The following is a 19,010-nucleotide window of genomic DNA, read 5'->3' on the forward strand; positions in this document are numbered from 1 at the left end:
CCGTGACCCTGGCCGAAGGCACCGAGATGGTCATGCCCGGCGACAACGTGTCGTTCGGCGTCGAGCTGATCGCCCCGATCGCCATGGAAAACGGTCTGCGCTTCGCCATCCGCGAAGGCGGCCGCACCGTCGGCGCAGGCGTCGTGTCCAAAATCATCGAGTAAGGCGCATCAGCGCATACTGATGGAAAGGGCGTCCCTTGGGGCGCCCTTTTTCTTGTTGGGAAGCAGATCAGATGGTTCCAAGTCTGCCATTGTTTTCGATTTGGTAGTGCCCCCGACCCTCGGCTTGAGAAATCTTAACCTTCCGCCCATCTGCTCCAGAAGCTGAATGTCTACCTGATGTGCAACGCCGAAAGCGACCTGTGCACGCTCGGCAGAATGCCCGAACAGCAGGAGGACGCGATGTTTGGCTTTGAGTTTCTGAATTACGGGGCGCAAATCCTTCACAACAAGGACCTGGAAGACATGCGCGACGCCATTCTCAGCGATGATGATCACGAAGTCGACTACACCGTCAGCGATTTTTTTCGGGAACGCAGAAGGCTTGGGGGCAAGCAAACCGGTGCCCTTCGCCGTGACTTTGGCGGAAAGCAGGCGGGCTGATCAGAGCTTTGGTTCCCACGGGGCGCGACCGACCATACGATCCGCCTCGGCGGTGATGTCATTCATGTGCTTCTCGAGGCTTTGACGCAGTTGCTCGATCTGCTCTTCCGACGCCTTGCGGGGTACGGTCTCAGTCCATTCGCGGCAAAGGAAGACGCCTTCGTTGCGCCAGGGGCGCGGCAGCAGCAGCCGGTCCCAGGTGCCCGCCTCACGGCCATGGCGGGCCGAATAGGTGATGCCAAAAACGCGTTTTCCCGAGCTGCGCGCCCAGACCAGCGGAACGGTCGAGCACACCCGTTCCGGGCCGCGTGGACCGTCGGCAGCTATGCCGATCGAGATCCCCTGTTTCATCTTGCCCAGCACTTCACGCGACAGGGCCACGTGACGCTTGTGGCTGGACATGGCGATGGTGTCCATGCCGAAGAGCTTCTGCACCCGGCCCACCATGCTGCCGGCGCGCGCGGCTGATGTGATCGAGCAAATGCGCCCCTTTTCCAGCGGAAAGAAATAGGGCGACTGGGCCAGCCGCTGATGCCAAAGCACGACGATGACCGGCTCGCCCTGTTCCGCGAGCTTGTCCAACTCATCATAGCCGATCCGCTGCCATTTGGTGTTGCGATGGACCATCCTGATATAGCTGGCGATGCGGCGCGCGGCCCAGTTCAGGGTTGTCTCGCTGTCAGCAATCTTCTTGCGAAGGCTCAAGGGTTATTTCCTCTCGGTGGGCCGAACCTTGTCTTATAGAACTGCACGACGCACGCAACTTCTTTGTCGATTGCATATGTGCCCGAGAAACTGAAAAAGCCTCTTGAGTCCGTCGCGCCTCTGGCATATCTGATGGCGCACCACAGGGGTATAGCTCAGTTGGTAGAGCGACGGTCTCCAAAACCGTAGGTCGCGGGTTCGAACCCTGCTGCCCCTGCCATTCTCCAAGCGATTCAACAATTCTGCCTCCAAGGTCAACCGTGCTGTGTCGGTTTGGTTCGCCAAACCTCTTGACGTGCGGGTAAAGAACGAAAAGGCTGTTCAGTCAGTTGGATAGTGAACGGGCCACGGTTTGCGACGCGCGATCTGCGCGGGGTGGACCGAGCCAAAACAAACCGGCGTTGGACAGGCCGTTGGGGGAGAAATGACGGATATCGTCGCTTTTCTGGAGAAGTTGGGGCTGTCCAAATACGCCCCCGCCTTCGCTGCGGCAGAAGTGGCCTTGTCCGACCTCGTTCATCTGTCCGAGCATGATCTGATCGATCTCGGGCTACCGCTGGGTCCGCGACGTCGCCTGCTTGCCGCAACCGCGCGTTTTGCCCAGGACACGGCCGGTGACGCCGTGCACACCCGCCGACAGGGGAAAATCGTGGCCGAGCGCCGGCAATTGACGGTCATGTTCGTCGACCTCGTCGGCTCAACGGCAATGTCCGAGCGCCTGGATCCGGAAGATCTGGGCGAGCTGGTGCGGCGATTCAAAGAGACTTGCACAACCGCCGTTTCGAAATTCGGTGGTCACATCGCCTGTTTCATGGGGGATGGCGCGATGATCTATTTCGGCTATCCGCACGCGCAGGAGGATGCGGCCTCGCGCGCGATAGAGGCCGGGTTGCAGATTTTGGACGAACTGCCCGCGATCGACCGAAAGGAAGAGCTGCAGGCGCGGATCGGAATCGCCACGGGACTTGTGGTGGTCGGCACCATCTATGGGGACGGGTTGCGGGAAAACGACGTGGTCATGGGGCGGACGCCGAATCTGGCCGCCCGCCTGCAGGGGCTGGCCGAACCAAATTCGCTGATCATCAGCCCCTCGACGCGCCGCCTGATCGGGGGCGCTTTTCGACTGAAGGATGCCGGAAGGCATGTTCTGAAGGGGTTTGCGGACGAGATTCAGGCCTGGACCGTCGAGGGTGCCGCACGGATCGAACGGCGGTTCGAGATCAATCCCGAAGCGGGTTCCGGCCGCCTGATCGGGCGCGGCTCCGAGTTTCGCAAGCTGTGTGACAAGTGGAACGAAGCCAGTCACGGGGCGGGTCAATCCGTTCTGATCTCGGGTGAGGCGGGGATCGGAAAGTCGCGGCTGATCGAAGGGTTGGCGCACGAGTTGCAGGGTCAGGACATTCTGCGTCTGAATTTTCAATGCTCGCCGCTGCACTCAAGCAGTGCTCTGTATCCGATCGTGCAGCAACTGGAACGTTCCGCCGGGTTCGCGCCGGCGGATACGGACGCCCAAAAGCTGGACAAGCTTCTGCCGTTGCTGCGGTTCCTGACGTCCGAACAGCAGCGCCTGATTGCGGATTTGTTGAGCATCGATGCCGATGATGCATTGGGACCCTTAGACCTGCCGCCGCAGGTCAAGCTGGAAAAGACGCTGGAAGCCGTAACGCAGCAATTGGTGTCGATGGCCCGAAGCAAACCCGTTCTGTTGCTGTTCGAAGACGCGCATTGGGTGGACCCGACCACGCTTTCGCTGACCGACAGGGTGATCGAGCGGATTCGTGACCTGCCGGTTCTGATCGTAGTTACGGCCCGGCAGGGATTCGACCCCAGCTGGGGGCACCACCACAACACGTTGCACATCCCCCTGACCCGATTGTCGAATGCCGAGGTGGCGGAAATCGTCACTGATGTTGCGGGGGGCAAATCTTTGCCGGGACCGGTCTGCGACCTGATTGCCGCCAAGACCGATGGGATCCCGCTCTTTGTACAGGAGGTGACGCGCGGCCTTCTGGAATCCGGCCAGTTGCGGCTGACCGAGGATGGCTATGTCCTGCGCGGTCCGCTGCCGTCGCTGTCGGTGCCCAGCACGCTCAAGGATTCGCTGATGGAGCGTCTCGACCGCCTGGGTATGGCAAAGGACGTGGCGCAGACCGGTGCGGTGTTCGGGCGACGCTTTTCGGTGGCTCTGGTTGCGGCGGTCTCAATGCTGCCGGCAGCCTCGATGCAGGCCAGCCTGGAACAATTGGCCATGGCGGGCATCATCCAGCGGCCACCGGACGGGGCCGAGGACGAATACCTGTTTCGCCATGCTCTGATCCGGGACATGGCCTATGACAGCCTTCTGCGGTCCGAGCGGCAGGTCTTGCACGACCAGGCCGCAGGTGTATTGCTGGACCAGCAACCCTATCTTGCACAGACCCAGCCCGAAGTTCTGGCCCAGCACTATACGCTGGCAAACCGACCCGAAGAGGCCGTTACCCATTGGCAAAACGCCGGTCAGAGAGCGATCGAGCGGTCGGCTCTGTCCGAAGCACTGACCCATTTGTCCAAAGCGCTTGGTCTTGTGTCAGAGCTGCCGAAAAGCCACGACCGCGACTTGCGCGAGATTGATCTGCAAGTGCTTCGGGCGGGTGTACTGCGCTCGACTGACGGGATTGCGGGCGAAGCGACAGGCGAAGCTTATGGCCGGCTGCGCGAGCTGTGCCGTCGGGCCCGCGAGACGGAACGCCTGTTCCCGGTTCTCAATGGGCTTTATGCGTTTCACCTTGTGCGGGCCGAGTACCGCCTGGCCGGTGAGGTGGCGGACCAGATCCTGGACCTGGCCGAAGTCAGCGGCCGGACCGAGCACCGGATGGTAGGGCACCGCGCCATGGGGGCCGTGCAACTGCACATCGGCAATCTGACCGATGCCAGAGCGCACCTTGAGCAGGCCTGGACCCTTTACGATTTCAAAACACACGGGAAGCTGGCCTATGTCTATGGCACTGACCATGCGGCCATCACAGCCGGTTTTCTGGGGGTCTGTTACAGCCTGATGGGTGAGCCTGCCCGTGCGCAGAAGGTTCAGGCGCAGGCTCTGGACTGGGCCAATGAGTTGCAACACGCGCACAGCGTGGCCCAGGTCCTGACCTATACGTGCATGGTCCATCTGTTGCACCGCGATATCGATGCCCTGATCGCGACCGTCGCACCGCTGGAGGAGATTTCTCGCGAGCACAGGTTGGCCTTCATGTCGATCACGGCCCGCATGTGGCTCAGTTGGGCGCGGGCGCACCGGACCCCGGACGCCGAGCACATCGCGGCCCTACGGCAGGCGTCGGATGACTGGTGGTCCAGTGGCGCCGGAAACTACAAAAGCTTCTTTCTGTCGCTGATCGCGGAACTTCTGGTGCGTGCCGGGGGGCTCAAGGCCGCCAAGCAGGCGCTGACGCAGGCCGAACTTTGGCGCAAAGACACCGACGAAGGCTGGGCCGATGCCGAGGTTTTCAGGGCCCGCTCGTTGCTTGACGATCATGAGCGGAAAGATCCCGAACCGATGCTCAAACAGGCGGTGTCCGAGGCGCGCAAATGCGGGGCCAGCCTGTTCGAATTGCGCGCGGCCGTTGAGCTGACGCGCTGCGTATCCAAAACCGGGGGGCGGCCGGGGCCATGGCTGTCCGATGCTCTGGATCGTTTCGACCCAAAGGCCGACATCCCGGAATTGCTCGAAGCCCGGGCATTGCTTGAAACGATCTCTTGACCGGCACGGAAGCTTTCTGCCAGCTTGGGACGGGCAGAAATGGGTTGATGGAAAGACCGTAATACGTGCGCGCAGTGTTTTTTCCCTGCGCGTTCTTCATGTTATGCCAAGGGAGCGTCCATCATGCGCAAGATAAGCAAGACCATTCTGGCCAAGGATCGCGTCGCCTCCAGCCGAACGGACCTGTCCCTGCAGCGCTATCATCCGATCACGCCCGAACAGATCCGGGAGTTTGAAAAAGGCCTGGTTGGATCGGTCGTTTTGCCGACTGATCCGAACTACAACACGGATCGTCAGCTTTGGAACCCGGCCTTTCAGGACTACCCTGAAATCATTGTCTATTGCGAAACCATTCAGGACGTGCGGGCCAGTCTGGCCTTCGCGCGGGCTTATGATCTTTGGGTGGTCAGCCGATCGGGCCGGCACAGCACGGCGGGGTACTCGGTCAACAATGCGATGGTGCTGGATACCAGCAGGATGTGTTACGTGACGGTCGACCCTGACACCCCGATGGCCTATGTCGGCCCCGGTACCCCGTTCAAGGTCCTGAACTCGGTGCTGGATTCCTATCATCTGCATGTGCCGGGTGGCGCGTGTCAGGATGTCTGCGTGGCCGGATTCATGATGGGCGGAGGATACGGGTTCACGTCGCGCCTGTTCGGAATGGCCTGCGATAATGTCCTGGGCGTGACGGTGATGCTGTGGGATGGCAGTATCGTGATCGCGGATGACACGACCAACGCCGATCTTTTCTGGGCGATTCGGGGAGGCACCGGTAACAATTTCGGGGTGCTTCTGGAAATCCGGTTCAAGCTGCACAACCTGTATGAAGTCTGGGGCGTTCATATCAAATGGCCACTGGACAGGGCTGCCAAGGCTTTGGAGTTTCTGCAGGCCAACTACATGAAGGACGGTCTCTCGGACAAATTTGGGGCCTACATCTTTCTTGCGTATCAAGGAGACCAGAAAGTTCTTTTGGTCTCGGCCCTATATCACGGACCCGAAGACGAAGGGCGTCGGGTCATCCAGCCGCTGCTGGACGAACCCATTGGCGGCCACATGGAAAACAGCAAGACAGGAACCTACCAGCAGATCAATTCCTGGCTGTATGACGAGAAATACGACATTCCGGTGGTCCCGGATCAAGCCCGCGAAGACAAGCAGGGCGGGTATATCGCCCGCCAGTTGTCGCAAGATGAATGGCAAAGGGTCGTCGATTATCTGGACAGCACGCCAAACGCCTACGGGGCCGTGGCGATCGAGCCGTACGGCGGGGCGATCAACCGAATGCCGGTTGGCAAACAGGGAAACGCCTTCATTCACCGCGACGTGTCGATGAATTTCTACGTTGACGTGTTCTGGTTGTCCGAGGATGAGAAAGACGTCGTGGTCCCGTGGCTGGATGGGTTCATGCAGATGATGACGGACGAGGGGTTCTTCATCGACCGCTGTTATCAGAATTATCCGCGGCGCACACAGTTGAACTATCGTTGGCTCTATTGGGGCGACAACTTCAACTCACTTCTGTTCGTGAAGCAGAAATTCGACCCCCAGAACTTCTTTCACTACCAGCAGAGCATCTCTCCGGTTCCGGACGACGCGCCGCCGGACATCATTCGGGACAAGTCGACTCCCTTCTTCTCGGACCCGACGATCACCTATCAAAGCTATTCGTACCCCTGAAAACGGGGTGCGGACCAGCATGGCCAAACTGGAGAGGGCCCGGCATGGACACGATACAAGAAATCTTCTTTCTGCCGCCGATGGCCGTTGCCAGGCTTGGTCCGGGGGAGACCCCGCTGGAAAGCTACGAATGGCAGCAGGATCTGGACGCGCATGGCAACAACAAGACGGTCATACGCTCGAACGTGACTTTGCGGGAAAACGAGGATGGGAGCGTCTCGGCCTACCTGCCGGACCCGCGGAAGATTCGATTTCGGGATGAAGGCACCGGCGCCCTGCGCCCGGTCGCGCCGTTCTTTGAACTGTGGGCGCGCATGTTCGATGCTGAAACCGGCGAGGCCTATGAGACTCCTGTAACTCTGAACCTTCTTGAAGGGCAGGGGCTGTCGCTGAAGAACATCCGCTACACGGTCGCTGTAGGCAATCAGAAAGCCGCCCGCCGCACCGGAGATGCAGCCTGCGGGTTTCGTACACGGGTCGAGATCGCGGCCGAGGATTTTACTCCCAAACCCTTGCTGGCCTTCAGTCCGCACACGTCGGAACAGCAACCGCTGGTCTATGAACACAACCCGATCCCGCTGGGCTCGGTGCGGGTTGTCCGCCCGGTCCAAGGGACGGACGAGCCGGTGCCCGGCGAGATGGTGGACCGCAGTCTTCTACGTTTGCGGTTCACTCCGCCCAAGGGCGAGGTATACGGCCCGCCCGACGCCGCCTTCGGTCCCGCAACCCTTGCTGTTCCGGGATACAAGAATGACCCGCCCAAATCGGAATATGGCCGGATTCATGAGATCGTGCCGGCCCAGAACCGCATCCTGAACCCGGACACGCCGTGGTCGAAGTGGATCATGATGTCGGGGTTGTCTGACGATCCCGAACCGCATGACAGTTATGATGGTGCACGGGTCGGCAACGATCAGTCCTGGGGGGTGGTTGACGACACGTGTGATGGAACGATCGAGGCCACGCTGGCTGTTCGCGGTCAGCGTTTGGTGGCCCGGGCGCGCATCTTCACCGGACCGCCGGATTTCGCACCGGATTGCCGGCCTTTCTACAGCCTCGAAGACGATCTGGCGGATCGCGACATGTCGTTGATCTCGGTCACCGCCGAAAACTACGTTGATGCAAAAACCGAAGTGGTCGACATCTTCCGAAGGGCGTTCGAGACCAACAGCCTGATCAATCTGGATGACATCCGGGCACAGGGCCTCAAGGACAATGCCTCTCTTCAGGCGCAGACCAATATCGCACCTACACCGGGCCTGCCGTCCACCGATGCTGCATCGATGACGGAAAAGGACGCGGTGCCGCCCGACAAGATCGACGAGTTGATCCGCCCACAGCCGATTTCGGTCTTTTCGAACTCGGTCCCGAATGAACAGCTGCCCTATACGGTCGCCACCAAGTTTGTGCACGAGCAGTTGATCGATGAGGAAAACCTTTTGGATTTTCTGCGCCGCAGGCCTGATTTCGTTCGGCGATTGATGCGCCCACCCTTTGGCGTTCTGGCCCAGTTCGAAGAGGACCCGAACCCTGACCAGACACCCGATCCCGCCTTCCGCGACCCGCGGATCGTGCGCGACATGATGCACGACGCCCGCATGCCGCCCTACATGCGGGATTCAAACTATTTTCCGCTCTCGTTGTCACGGCGGCAGTACCATCTGGTGATGTCTTTCATCGATTACCTCGAGGCGCACCCGCCCGCGCCCGAAACCGAACCGGTAGGAGAGCCTCGGGATGTCTGACAAACCAGCGCCGATCCGCATCAAACCCCGCAACCTGACGGCCCGTGCGGCCTACAAGGTGCCCGGAAACCCTGACAACACCCGGCTGGACGGGTCGGTCGGAAATTGTTTCCCGGGGCTGGAAATGGACGTACGCGACCTTGATCGCCGGTTCTTTCCGGGATTGGTTTTCAATGCCGTACGTGTCCCGCTGAACCCGGTTCCGGAAGCACCCGAAAACGCGCAAGGGTTTCATCTGGTCTATGTCGACTATTTCTATGACCCGATGTTGCCCGATGACAGTTCGACACCTTGGGTGCAGGATTTGCTGGACGCCTATCGTGGCGAAATCGGCGCCGAGCTGTCCAGCGGCCGGTGGTTTCTGGCCTGGGTCGAACAAGGCGGTCGACGTATCTCGTTCCGCGACGACAAGGGCAAACCCTACGACGGCATGCTGGTCTGGCGGTTCATCCGCAGCCTTGAATGCGGCGACGACCATCCGGTGACCATCGCACTGGAGCGGCGCAATCACGACGGTGTCGTCGACGCACCGCCGGTCGTCCTGCATGGATACCGCCGGCAGTACCGCACCGAAGCCGGCGTGTTCGATACGGCCTACGACCCCGGAGAGCTGACCCAAAGCCTGTGCAATCCCTGGTCGCATGACTTTCGGGATTGCGGCTGCCACTACTGGCCATCAAACCACCCGGATGTGGTCACTGCCGAAGTACCGCATGACACCCGCCTGCCGACTGGTGCGCCCGACGATCCGGTCGTGGCCGAAACCTATCTGGATTGGCTGCGCTCGGACAAATCGCCCTCGGGCAATGTGGCGGCGTTGAATACCGTCGAACAGAACCGCCCGTTCCAGATTGACCATTACGAGGTCAACCAGATGTGGAGCGACCTGCCGATCGTCGTCGAGGGACGCGAGACCGGCGAAGTCTACGAGGCCGACACGGACCTGCCCGGTGTCGAACCGTATGAAAGCGTAGCGGCGATGGTCAAAGACCTGCAGACCCGTCTGGCGCCGATGGAGATGACGCTCAGCCTGCAATACCTCTATGCCTATTTTTCGCTGGCCGATCCCGAAACCGTCGGTTCCGAGCGCTGGCCAACGCTGAAGGATGATCTGATCTTTGCGCGGCGCGCCCTGCTTGAAGTTGCGATCGGCGAGATGACCCACATGCGCTGGGCAAACCAGTTGCTGTGGTCGTTGCAGGGCAAGGATTACGAACCGGTGCTGACGCCCGCGCTTGCCCTGCCCATCGGACCCAAGCGGATCATCCCACGGTCGTTGCGCCCTTTGACGCCTGAGGCCATCGACGACTTCATCGAGATCGAACGCCCCGACGGGTTCATCGACCGTGCTTATGCCCAGTGCGTGGCGACACTGGAACACAAGGCGTTCACCGATCGGCGTCTGTATGCTTTGGCCGTGCGGATCGACACCGACGGCGACGAGCATTTTCTGCGGTTCCGCCAGATGAAGGACGTTCTGGCCAAATACCAAACGGGCCGCGGCACACCTGCCTATCTGCGCCCGATCCAAGTGGGCTCGGAAACGCAGGCGAAAGAGGCACTGGATCTGTTCCGCCGCATCACCGATGGGCTCGAACAGGCCTATCAAAACGAGGCTCAGAACCGATTTACCGAAGCGCAGAAGTATATCCAGCAGGTGCGCGACACGATGAAAAGCTTCCGGGTCGCCGGTGAAGCCTTGGCGGAAAAGGGTATCGGTATCCCGTTCTGGCCCGAGGTCGAGACATGACCGACCCATCTGCCGAGGTGCATTTTTTCGAAACGACATTGGGCGAGCACATGCTCGCCGTAGATGGCTCGCGCGTGTTCGATGTGGCCGAAGGAACGGCGGATCACTTCGCCCGTATGGCCGCCGAAAGTCAGCGAGAGTTCCTGACGCAGATGGGTCTTGATGGTGTGCCGTTCATTGACGACGCGCCGCCGCGCCGCATGCCGGTCAGGTCTTTGTCGCTGGCGGTCGCGCAGAAATGCAACTTGGCGTGCACCTATTGCTATGCCTCGCAGGGCAGCTTTGGTGGTCCTGCCCGCAGTATGGAATGGGAGGTCGCGAAAGCCTCGGTCGATCGGCTGATCATGGACTCGGAACCCGGCACCCGGATCAATCTTGCCTTCCTGGGAGGCGAGCCGTTGATCAATCGCAACCTGATCCGAAAAACGACGGTTTATGCTGCTGAACACGCGCAACGCAACAAAGTGGATGTGGGATTTTCGATCACGACGAATGGCACGTTGCTGCGCCCGGAAGACGCTGAGTTTTTCGAAGACCACGCCTTTGCCGTCACCATCAGTCTGGATGGCGTTGGCAAGGCACATGACCGGTTGCGCCCCAACCAGGGTGGGCGCGGCAGCTACGACACCATTCTGCGCAAGGTGCTGCCGTTGCTGGACAAACAGCACCGCATGCAGGTGGGCGCTCGAGTCACTGTGACACCGCGCAACATCGAGCTGCCTGAGACCCTGAGCCATTTCATAGGCTTGGGTTTCCACTCGGTCGGGTTCTCACCCATGCTGGCTTCGCCAACCGGGCGCGAAGAAATGAGCAGCAAGGACATGGCCGAAATGCTTTCGCAGATGATCCGCTGCGGACGCGTTTTCGAAGACGCAGTGCTGCAGGGCCGCCGCTTTCCCTTCTCGAACATGGCCGCCGCAATGCACGAGATCCACCGTGGCACGCACCGGCCCTACGCTTGCGGAGCCGGTGGCGGATATTTCGGGGTTTCGGCGGATGGCGATCTGTTCGCCTGCCACCGCTTCGTCGAGGATGACTTGGCCGCGATGGGCAACGTCCATGACGGCCCGGATGCGCGGCGAGAAGCCTGGCTGGCCGAGCGCCACGTGCACAACCAATCGCCGTGCAACATCTGTTGGGCACGGTACATGTGCGGTGGCGGTTGCCATCACGAGGTCATTCATCGTGGCCGCCCGGCGTGTGATTATATCCGCGGTTGGCTGGATTATTGCCTGCAGGCCTATGTCCGGCTGTCGGCTGCCCGCCCGGATTTCTTCGGCGACGCTGCCCGCCGTTCGGCCTGAGGGCGCAGCGGATGGCGGCCGAGATTGAAGCCGAGATATGCGTGATCGGCGGTGGTCCGGCCGGAGCCGTGACGGCGATGCGGCTGGCACAGCTGGGGCGACGAGTCTGTCTGCTGGAACGCGCCATCTTCCCACGCCAACACATCGGAGAGTCACTGCCTGCCTCCATCTGGCCCATTCTGCGGTTTCTGGGTGTGGGCGATGCTATGAAAGCTGCGGGATTCCTGCAATCGTCGGGTTCCGTCCTTATGTGGGGCGGGGCGTTTGAAAGGCGGGGTGAGCCAGTTGACGATCCGGGCCTTCTGGTGGATCGCAGCCGGTTCGATGCCATCCTGCTGGACGCTGCACGCCAGTCGGGTGTTCGTGTGTTGCAACCCGCACGCGCCTATCGACCACGGCGCACTGGCGCCGGTTGGGAGGTTCCGATCCTGACTGCGCAGGGAAAAGGCCGGCTGCGCCCCGACCTTTTGGTGGATGCGGCAGGCAAGCATGCGGGACTGGGTCGGAGGTTCCGCCCGGCCTCAGCGCCATTGACGGCGCTCTATGCCTATTGGCAAGCCCCACCGGGTTTTGGCACGCAGGCCCGCGTGGAGGCTGGTGATGCCCATTGGTATTGGGGCGCAGCACAGCCGGACGGTACGGTCAACGCTTGCGTTTTTGTCGACCCGTCGGATTGCACTGGTTTGTTGCCGGCAGCCCGGCGTGATCTGTATCTGAACCTTCTGGCACGATCGACTCTTCTGGCCGGTTGTCTGGAGCAGGCGCGGATGGGCCCGGTGCGCCGGTGTGATGCCAGCAGCCAATGTGAATTGACCCCGCCCGCCAATGATTTGCTGCGTGTGGGCGAAGCGAGTTTCTCGGTCGATGCGCTGTCATCGCAAGGGGTGCATCTGGCTATGGCGCAGGCCATGCAGGCCGCAGTGGTTGCAAACACGATTCTGACCCGGCCCGGCGACACCAACATTGCGCTGGGATTCTATTCGGAACGACAGCGCGAACGCGTCGAAACTCACGCCGAATTGGCGGCGGCATTCTATGCACGTCACCACGAGGTCACCTCTGGGCCGTTCTGGAGCCAGCGCGCACAGCCGCTGGACTGGCTTCGCCGCCCGCCTGCGGACCTGCAGAATGCCGAGCTGTCCACCGGCGAGGTGCTTCGCCGGTCGCCGGAGGCGAAGCTGGTACAGGGCGGTGTGCAAGGCGACGCATATGTTCTGCAGTCTGAGATTCTGACCCACCCCAATTTGCCGCGCCCGGTCCACTCGCTGGCAGGGGCCGAACTGGCGCCGTTGATATCCGATCTGCGCGACCCACTCTCTGTGCCCGATATACTGCAGCGATGGTCTAGCCGCATCGGACCCACCTCGGCGGCACAGGTCCTGCGGTGGCTGTGGCACACCAAAATCCTTGTGCCGGCCGGTGAGTTGGGGCGCAATCGCGGTTCCCCTTGACTGGCGAATGGCCTAATGTCCCGCCAAGATAAAACAGCCGAAAGAGGTCACATGTCGCGCTTTGATGGGTATTTCCTGCGGCAGCTATTGGTTCTTTTCGGCTTTTTCACGCTTGTTCTGGTGGGCGTGTTCTGGATCACCCGCTCGGTCAGCCTGTTCGAACACGTCATCAGTGGCGGCCAGTCGGCTATGGTTTTTCTGGAGTTCACGGCGCTGACCCTGCCAACACTTGTCCGAACGGTCATGCCGATGGCGGTCTTTGCCGCCGCAGTCTATGCCACCAACCGGCTGAGCCGGGAAAGCGAACTGACCGTGATGCTGGCCACCGGTTCCAGCCCATGGCGGCTGGGCCGGGCGGTGTTGCTGTTTGGTCTGGTGGCGGGGCTGATGATGGCGATCGTCAGCGTCATTCTGCGGCCCGCTTCCGTAGAACAGCTGGAATTGCGCCAGGCCGAGGTGGCAGGTGACATCACCGCGCAGTTGCTCAACGAGGGGGAGTTCATGCACCCGGCTCGGGGCGTGACCGTCTATATCGGTCGGATTGATCTGGATGGCACATTGCACGAGGTGTTCGTGTCCGACCGTCGCGATCAGGAAAACCCCGCCACATACTCCAGCACGTCCGCCTATCTGGTGAACAACGGATCCGGCGTTCATCTGGTGATGGTGGATGGGGTTGCACTGCGGTTGAACAAGGAAGGCAAGACCCTGTCGTCGACCCTTTTCGACGATGCATCATACGACATTTCGGAGCTGTCCCGAAACACCGACAATGGACGCCGCAGTCTTGAGGCGATTCCGACGATCGAGTTGTTGGGCGATCTTGACGCCGTCGCTGCGGCGGATGGCTACCCGTTGGGGGAATTGGTGGAAGAGCTGCACCAGCGGTTTTCCTGGATCGCGATCTGCATCACCGTGGCGCTGGTGGGGTATTCGACTCTGATGCTGGGTAGTTTTTCCCGGTTCGGCCTTTGGCCACAGATATTCGCAGCATTCACGATTCTTGTCTTGTTGGAAGGCGTGCGTGGGTTCGTATCTCCGGTGGTGATCAAGGATGCGAAGCTATGGCCGCTGCTCTATGGTCCGGCCGTTGTCGGGTTCGCAATATCGGTCGTGTTCCTCGCTTTCGCCGGAAGACCGATCATTCGCCGGCGGGTTAGAACTGCCGCACCCGCGCCATCCCCAGCCTGAGGTCAGCCCCGCAGCTCTGACAGGCACTGGTGTAATTCATCCAACAGTTTTGGGTGGTCATCCTCGGCGCGCGAGACCAAGTGGACCGGTAGAATTAGTGGTGCGGCTTCCTCGACCTTGCGAAGCGCGCCATTCTCAAGGTGCGGGGCGACGACGCTGTGCGGGAAAAAACCGCGCCCGCCGCGTTGCAGGATATAGCGCAGTGCCATCATGCAATTGCCCAGAAACACGGTTTGCCCAGCAGAGAGCCGGGCCAGACCGCGTATATGTTCCTGATAGCCTTCACCAAGTTCGAGATTGATGAAAACAGGATCGGTACCGGACTCAGCCAGATGGGGCGTCTCGACAAGGATCAAGTGCTCGGGCGGCAAGTCCTGGCACGAAATCCCGGACCGCGATGGCCTCTCATGTGTCAAAGCCACGTCCAGAACGTGCGAAGCAACGGCCTCGGCCATGTTCAGCGTGTGGTCATAGTTGAGCGTCAACAGAAGTTTGCCAAACCTCTGCTCGAACCGGACGGCCAGATCGACCAGAAGCGGGTCCCAGATGCTGAGCTGAGCGCCCAGGCGAAGGGCCACTCGACCCTGACTTTGGGCCGGCAGGTCCTGCGAGGCGAAGGACCAAAGCGACAGCATCTGTTCGGCATAGGGTTTGAACTGCGCCCCGAAGTCGGTGAGGCTGGTACCGCCGGCACCACGTGAAAACAGGGCTTTGCCCGTGGCGGCCTCAAGCTGGCGGATCCGTGCACTGACAGCCGTCTGTGTCACGTTCATCCGTCGGGCCGCAGCATGGAACCCACCGGTTTCCGCCACGCATAAAAACGTTTCGAGCTCACGCATCTGCATGTGAAACTATTTTTTGATCGCCATGATAAAATCAATTCATTTTTTCTATTGGCTGGTCGCGGCTAGTCTGGCTGTGACCCGCAGACAAAGGACCCGCCATGCTGGACAAAAGCCACAAACCCACCTGGACCAGTTTCGAAGAGGCCACCAAGGCCGATTGGGACGCCGTCATGGAATATGAAGAGGCCTATAACGCGGCTTTGCCCGACCGAATTCTGGATGCGATCCGATCCTTGGACGAGGAATGGACGCCCTATCCGGTCAACCGGTATCAGCACAGCCTGCAGGCCGCGACGCGGGCCTACGAGGATGGCGCGGATGAGGAACTGGTCGTGGCTGCCCTGATCCATGACACCGGGGACATCCTGTCGCCTTACAACCACGGTGAGCTGTCAGCGGCGATGATGAAGCCCTACGTCAGCGAACGCACCCATTGGATCCTGAAACACCACTGCGTGTTCCAGGGCTATTATTACAACCACCATCTGGGCGGTGACCGCAACGCGCGGGACAAATACCGCGACAGCCCCTATTGGGAGGACTGCCGCTATTTCTGCCACGAATACGATCAAAAGGCGTTCGACCCGGACTATCCGACCAGGCCGCTGGAGTTCTTCGAGCCCATGCTGCGCCGCGTGTTGAACAAAGGCGACGGGCATATGGAGCTGAACGAAACCGCGGACGCCTAGCAGGACGCCATCAGGCGATAGACGATCTGTGCCGTGGTGAAATCCCACGCCGCGTTGCCGTCCGGGGCCAGTTCGACTACGTCGAAGCCCACGCAGCGGCGGCCTTTTAAGGCGTGTTCGACCAGATGCAGAGCCTGATAGTATCCCAGCCCGCCCGGAACCGGCGTGCCGGTTGCGGGCATCAATGACGGGTCCAGCCCGTCGACGTCAAAGCTGACATAGACCAGTTCGGGAAAGTCCTCGGGCAGGTCGACGGCATGAATGTTGCCGGTGACCAGTTCTTCGGCATCCACATGGAAGACACGGTTCCGCAGACGGCTTTTGGCTTCTTCGGTCGAGAAGGCGCGCACGCCGAATTGCGCCAGACGGACGCCTTCCTCGGCCAGCAGATGCATGACCGAGGCGTGGCTGTGTTTCTCGCCCTGATAGGCGTTGCGCAGGTCGGCATGAGCGTCGATTTGCACGATGCCGAGGGGCTGACCCAATGCCCGGGCCACGCCCATCACCGCGCCATAGCTCAGCGAGTGTTCACCGCCCAGCGTGACCGGCACCTTGCCGGCGTGGATCGCAGCCTCGGTGCGCTGGGCCAGACGCTCCATGACGTCCGGCAGCGGGCCGGTGCAATCCAGCGAAGGTTCGGTGAAGATGCCATCGATACAGGGTTCGGAATGGCCAGTGATGCGCTCGAGTTCATTGCTGGCTGCGATGATCGCGGCGGGGCCGCCTGCCGTACCCGAACCGTAAGAGACCGTGCGCTCCAGCGGCACCGGGATCACGCGGAACCGGGCGTCTTCGCTGCGCTCGGCCTCGGTCAGTTCGCTGTCGAGGAAAATGCTCATGAAAGCCTCTCTTTGAAGTCGTCGTAGCCGAATTGCCTGATGATCTTCAGGTCATCGGTTTCGCTGTTCCACAGGGCGATGGTGGGCAGGGGCACGCCGTTGAACGTGTTGGTCTTGACCATCGAGTAATGCGCCTGATCGAGGAAGGCAAAACGCTGCCCGATCCGCAGCGGCTCGGCCCAGGTGTAGTCACCGATCACGTCGCCAGCCAGGCACGAGGGGCCGCCCAGACGATAGGTGTGGCCCGCCTCGGTCTCGTCCATCAGGGCGGGGCGGTAGGGGGCCTCGATCACGTCGGGCATGTGGCAGGTGGCCGAAATGTCGGTGATCGCCAGATCCATCCCGTTGTGCGGCAGGTCCAGGATTTCGCCCACGAGGATGCCTGCATCCAGCGCCACGGCCTCGCCGGGTTCCAGATAGACCTCGACGCCGTATTTGGCGCGGATGTGTTTGATGAACTCCACCAGCCCGTCGCGGTCATAGTCGCTGCGGGTGATGTGGTGGCCACCGCCGAAATTGAGCCATCTCAACCCCTTCAGGAAGGGGGCGAGTTTCGGTTCAACCGCCGCCCAGGTGCGCGCCAGCGGCTCGAACCCCTGTTCGCAGAGCGTGTGCATGTGCAGGCCATCCACGCCCTCCAGCGCCTTGGCGTCCAGTTGGCTGACCGGGGTGCCGAGGCGCGAGCACGGGGCGCAGGGGTCGTATTTCGCGACCTCGCCTTCGGAATGCTCGGGGTTGATCCGTAGCCCGACCTGCCGCCCGGCGGCCTGTGCCTTGGCCAGAAAGCGGTCTTTCTGCGCCGGGCTGTTGAAGATGATGTGGTCAGAGAGCGCGAGGATCTCGTCGATATCGGCGTCCTTGTAGCCCGCGCAAAAGGTTGCGACCTCGCCGCCATATTCCTCGCGGCCCAGCCGGGCCTCGTAGATGCCGCTGGCACAGGTGCCGCCGAGATACTGGCGCACCAGCGGGGCCAGCGCGTACATGGAAAAGGCCTTGAGCGCGGACAGGACATGCGCGCCGGACCGCTCGCCGATATCGGCCAGTACAGCCAAATTTCGTTCCACGGCCTTCTCATCAACCACGAAGCAAGGCGAAGGAACGCGATTGAGGTCGAAGCTGCGGAAGGCTCCGGCGTCGCCGGCCTGTGTGGGCATCATGTCGGACAAAACCAGCGTCTCCTGATCTGGAGGAGCCAGGGGCGCTGCCCCCGGACCCCCGGGATATTTTTGGCCAGATGAAGTCTGGAACGGTTCAGAATTCGACCGGGCCGTCGAGTTCGTGGACCTGCCAGGGAAGGCCGTGCTTGTTGAGCATGTCCATGAAATCATCTGGGTCCAGCTGTTCCATGTTCCACACGCCCGGCTCGCGCCAGTTGCCCTTCAGTACCTGTGCCGCGCCGATCATGGCGGGGACGCCGGTGGTGTAGCTGACGGCCTGGCTGCCGACCTCGCGGTAGCATTCCTCGTGGTCGCAGATGTTGTAGATGTAGTACGTTTTCTCGCCCGAGCCGTCCTTGGCCTGGCCGGTGGCGATGTCGCCGATGCAGGCCTTGCCCTTGGTTTCGGCGCCCAGATCGCCGGGATCGGGCAGCAGGGTCTTCAGGAACTGGATCGGGATGATCTCGACCCCGTTGTGAACTACCGGATCGATCCGGGTCATGCCGACATTCTGCAGCACCTTGGCATGGGTGATGTAGGCATCGCCGAAGGTCATCCAGAAACGGGCGCGTTCGATCTCGGGGAAGTGGGTCGAGAGCGACTCCAGTTCCTCGTGATACATCAGGTACATGTTCTTGGGGCCGATGCCGGGGAAGTCAAACTCGACCTTGTGGGTCATGGCCGGCGTCACTTTCCACTCGCCGCCTTCCCAGTGGCGGGCGTCGGCCAGCACTTCGCGCAGGTTGATCTCGGGGTTGAAGTTGGTGGCGAATTCCTGATCGTTCTGACCGCCATTGGCGTCCAGCACGTCGATCTGGCGGATCGTGTCCAGCTTGTGTTTCTTGAGCCACTTGGCGAAGACGCTGGTCACGCCCGGGTCAAACCCCGAACCCAGAATGGCGGTCAGGCCGGCCTGCTTGAACTTGTCCTGATAGGCCCACTGCCAGTGGTATTCGAACTTGGCCTCGTCTTCGGGCTCGTAGTTGGCGGTGTCGAGATAGTGGCACCCGGCCTCGAGGCAGGCATCCATCAGCACAAGGTCCTGATAGGGCAACGCCAGGTTCACCAGAAGCTCGGCCCCGGTGTCCTTGATCAGCTTGACGGTGTCGGCGACCTTGTAGGCGTCAAGCTCGGCAGTCTTGATGTCGACGCCGGTGCGCTCCTTGACCGATTTGGCGATGGCATCGCATTTCGCCTTGGTGCGGCTGGCCAGCGTGATCTCGGTGAAGATGTCGGAATTCATCGCCATCTTGTGCACGGCGGCGTGGCTGACGCCACCCGCGCCAACAACCAGTGTCTTGCCCATG

The 19,010-nt window shown here is 61.1% G+C and carries 15 protein-coding genes and 1 tRNA gene; 11 read left to right on the forward strand and 5 right to left on the reverse strand.

The features are described from left to right. On the forward strand, positions 1 to 164 hold a 164-nt coding region (locus tag ACR0CU_RS00005), incomplete at its 5' end, for an EF-Tu C-terminal domain-related protein (protein WP_480642961.1). A 177-nt stretch (positions 165 to 341) separates the two neighbouring features. Continuing rightward, positions 342 to 605, forward strand: a complete 264-nt coding sequence (locus ACR0CU_RS00010) for a hypothetical protein (protein WP_170444111.1) — start codon at positions 342 to 344, stop codon at positions 603 to 605. Here ACR0CU_RS00010 and ACR0CU_RS00015 read toward each other — a convergent pair whose 3' ends face one another. After that, positions 606 to 1,310, reverse strand: coding sequence for a lysophospholipid acyltransferase family protein (locus ACR0CU_RS00015; RefSeq protein ID WP_170390736.1), 705 nt, complete (start codon positions 1,308 to 1,310; stop codon positions 606 to 608). It abuts the gene before it with no gap. Between the two features lie 144 nt (positions 1,311 to 1,454). Between ACR0CU_RS00015 and ACR0CU_RS00020 the strand changes: the two genes are divergently transcribed. The 8 genes from ACR0CU_RS00020 to lptF all read left to right on the forward strand — a co-directional run bounded on the left by ACR0CU_RS00020 (position 1,455) and on the right by lptF (position 14,173). Further along, a tRNA-Trp gene (locus tag ACR0CU_RS00020) sits at positions 1,455 to 1,530 on the forward strand. A gap of 204 nt (positions 1,531 to 1,734) precedes the next feature. Continuing rightward, complete coding sequence (locus ACR0CU_RS00025; RefSeq protein ID WP_170444117.1) at positions 1,735 to 5,049, forward strand: adenylate/guanylate cyclase domain-containing protein; 3,315 nt, start codon at positions 1,735 to 1,737, stop codon at positions 5,047 to 5,049. 123 nt (positions 5,050 to 5,172) lie between these two features. Beyond that, positions 5,173 to 6,732: an FAD-binding oxidoreductase gene (locus tag ACR0CU_RS00030; RefSeq protein ID WP_170444120.1), complete on the forward strand. Its 1,560-nt coding sequence runs from the start codon at positions 5,173 to 5,175 to the stop codon at positions 6,730 to 6,732. Between the two features lie 44 nt (positions 6,733 to 6,776). After that, complete coding sequence (locus ACR0CU_RS00035; protein ID WP_170441263.1) at positions 6,777 to 8,477, forward strand: hypothetical protein; 1,701 nt, start codon at positions 6,777 to 6,779, stop codon at positions 8,475 to 8,477. Further along, entirely contained in the window at positions 8,470 to 10,227 is a 1,758-nt protein-coding gene (locus ACR0CU_RS00040) for a ferritin-like domain-containing protein (RefSeq protein ID WP_170436066.1), read from the forward strand. The genes ACR0CU_RS00035 and ACR0CU_RS00040 overlap by 8 nt, the downstream gene beginning before the upstream one ends. Further along, the gene (locus tag ACR0CU_RS00045; protein ID WP_170444123.1) at positions 10,224 to 11,531 is read left to right on the forward strand and encodes a radical SAM/SPASM domain-containing protein; all 1,308 of its coding nucleotides are present in this window, start codon (positions 10,224 to 10,226) and stop codon (positions 11,529 to 11,531) included. Before ACR0CU_RS00040 ends, ACR0CU_RS00045 begins: the two co-directional genes overlap by 4 nt. A gap of 11 nt (positions 11,532 to 11,542) precedes the next feature. Beyond that, positions 11,543 to 12,982: a flavin-dependent monooxygenase QhpG gene (gene qhpG, locus ACR0CU_RS00050; RefSeq protein WP_170444126.1), complete on the forward strand. Its 1,440-nt coding sequence runs from the start codon at positions 11,543 to 11,545 to the stop codon at positions 12,980 to 12,982. 51 nt (positions 12,983 to 13,033) lie between these two features. Continuing rightward, complete coding sequence (lptF, locus tag ACR0CU_RS00055) at positions 13,034 to 14,173, forward strand: LPS export ABC transporter permease LptF (protein WP_170444129.1); 1,140 nt, start codon at positions 13,034 to 13,036, stop codon at positions 14,171 to 14,173. Between the two features lie 2 nt (positions 14,174 to 14,175). On the opposite strand, the gene ACR0CU_RS00060 is transcribed toward lptF, so the two are convergent. Continuing rightward, positions 14,176 to 15,012: a LysR family transcriptional regulator gene (locus tag ACR0CU_RS00060; protein WP_170444132.1), complete on the reverse strand. Its 837-nt coding sequence runs from the start codon at positions 15,010 to 15,012 to the stop codon at positions 14,176 to 14,178. A gap of 104 nt (positions 15,013 to 15,116) precedes the next feature. On the opposite strand from ACR0CU_RS00060, the gene ACR0CU_RS00065 reads away from it, so the two are divergent. Further along, entirely contained in the window at positions 15,117 to 15,707 is a 591-nt protein-coding gene (locus ACR0CU_RS00065) for an HD domain-containing protein (RefSeq protein ID WP_170441277.1), read from the forward strand. Here the strand turns inward: ACR0CU_RS00065 and speB are convergent. From speB to ACR0CU_RS00080, 3 genes are all read right to left on the reverse strand, one after another. Next, positions 15,704 to 16,546, reverse strand: coding sequence for an agmatinase (speB, locus tag ACR0CU_RS00070; protein WP_170444135.1), 843 nt, complete (start codon positions 16,544 to 16,546; stop codon positions 15,704 to 15,706). The two genes, ACR0CU_RS00065 and speB, sit on opposite strands and share 4 nt — an antisense overlap. Further along, positions 16,543 to 17,712, reverse strand: coding sequence for a carboxynorspermidine decarboxylase (nspC, locus tag ACR0CU_RS00075; protein ID WP_170444138.1), 1,170 nt, complete (start codon positions 17,710 to 17,712; stop codon positions 16,543 to 16,545). Before nspC ends, speB begins: the two co-directional genes overlap by 4 nt. Before the next feature lie 85 nt (positions 17,713 to 17,797). Next, positions 17,798 to 19,009: a saccharopine dehydrogenase family protein gene (locus ACR0CU_RS00080; protein WP_170444141.1), complete on the reverse strand. Its 1,212-nt coding sequence runs from the start codon at positions 19,007 to 19,009 to the stop codon at positions 17,798 to 17,800. Position 19,010 lies beyond the last annotated feature (1 nt).

It is taken from the genome of Ruegeria sp. BC2, assembly GCF_056539245.1.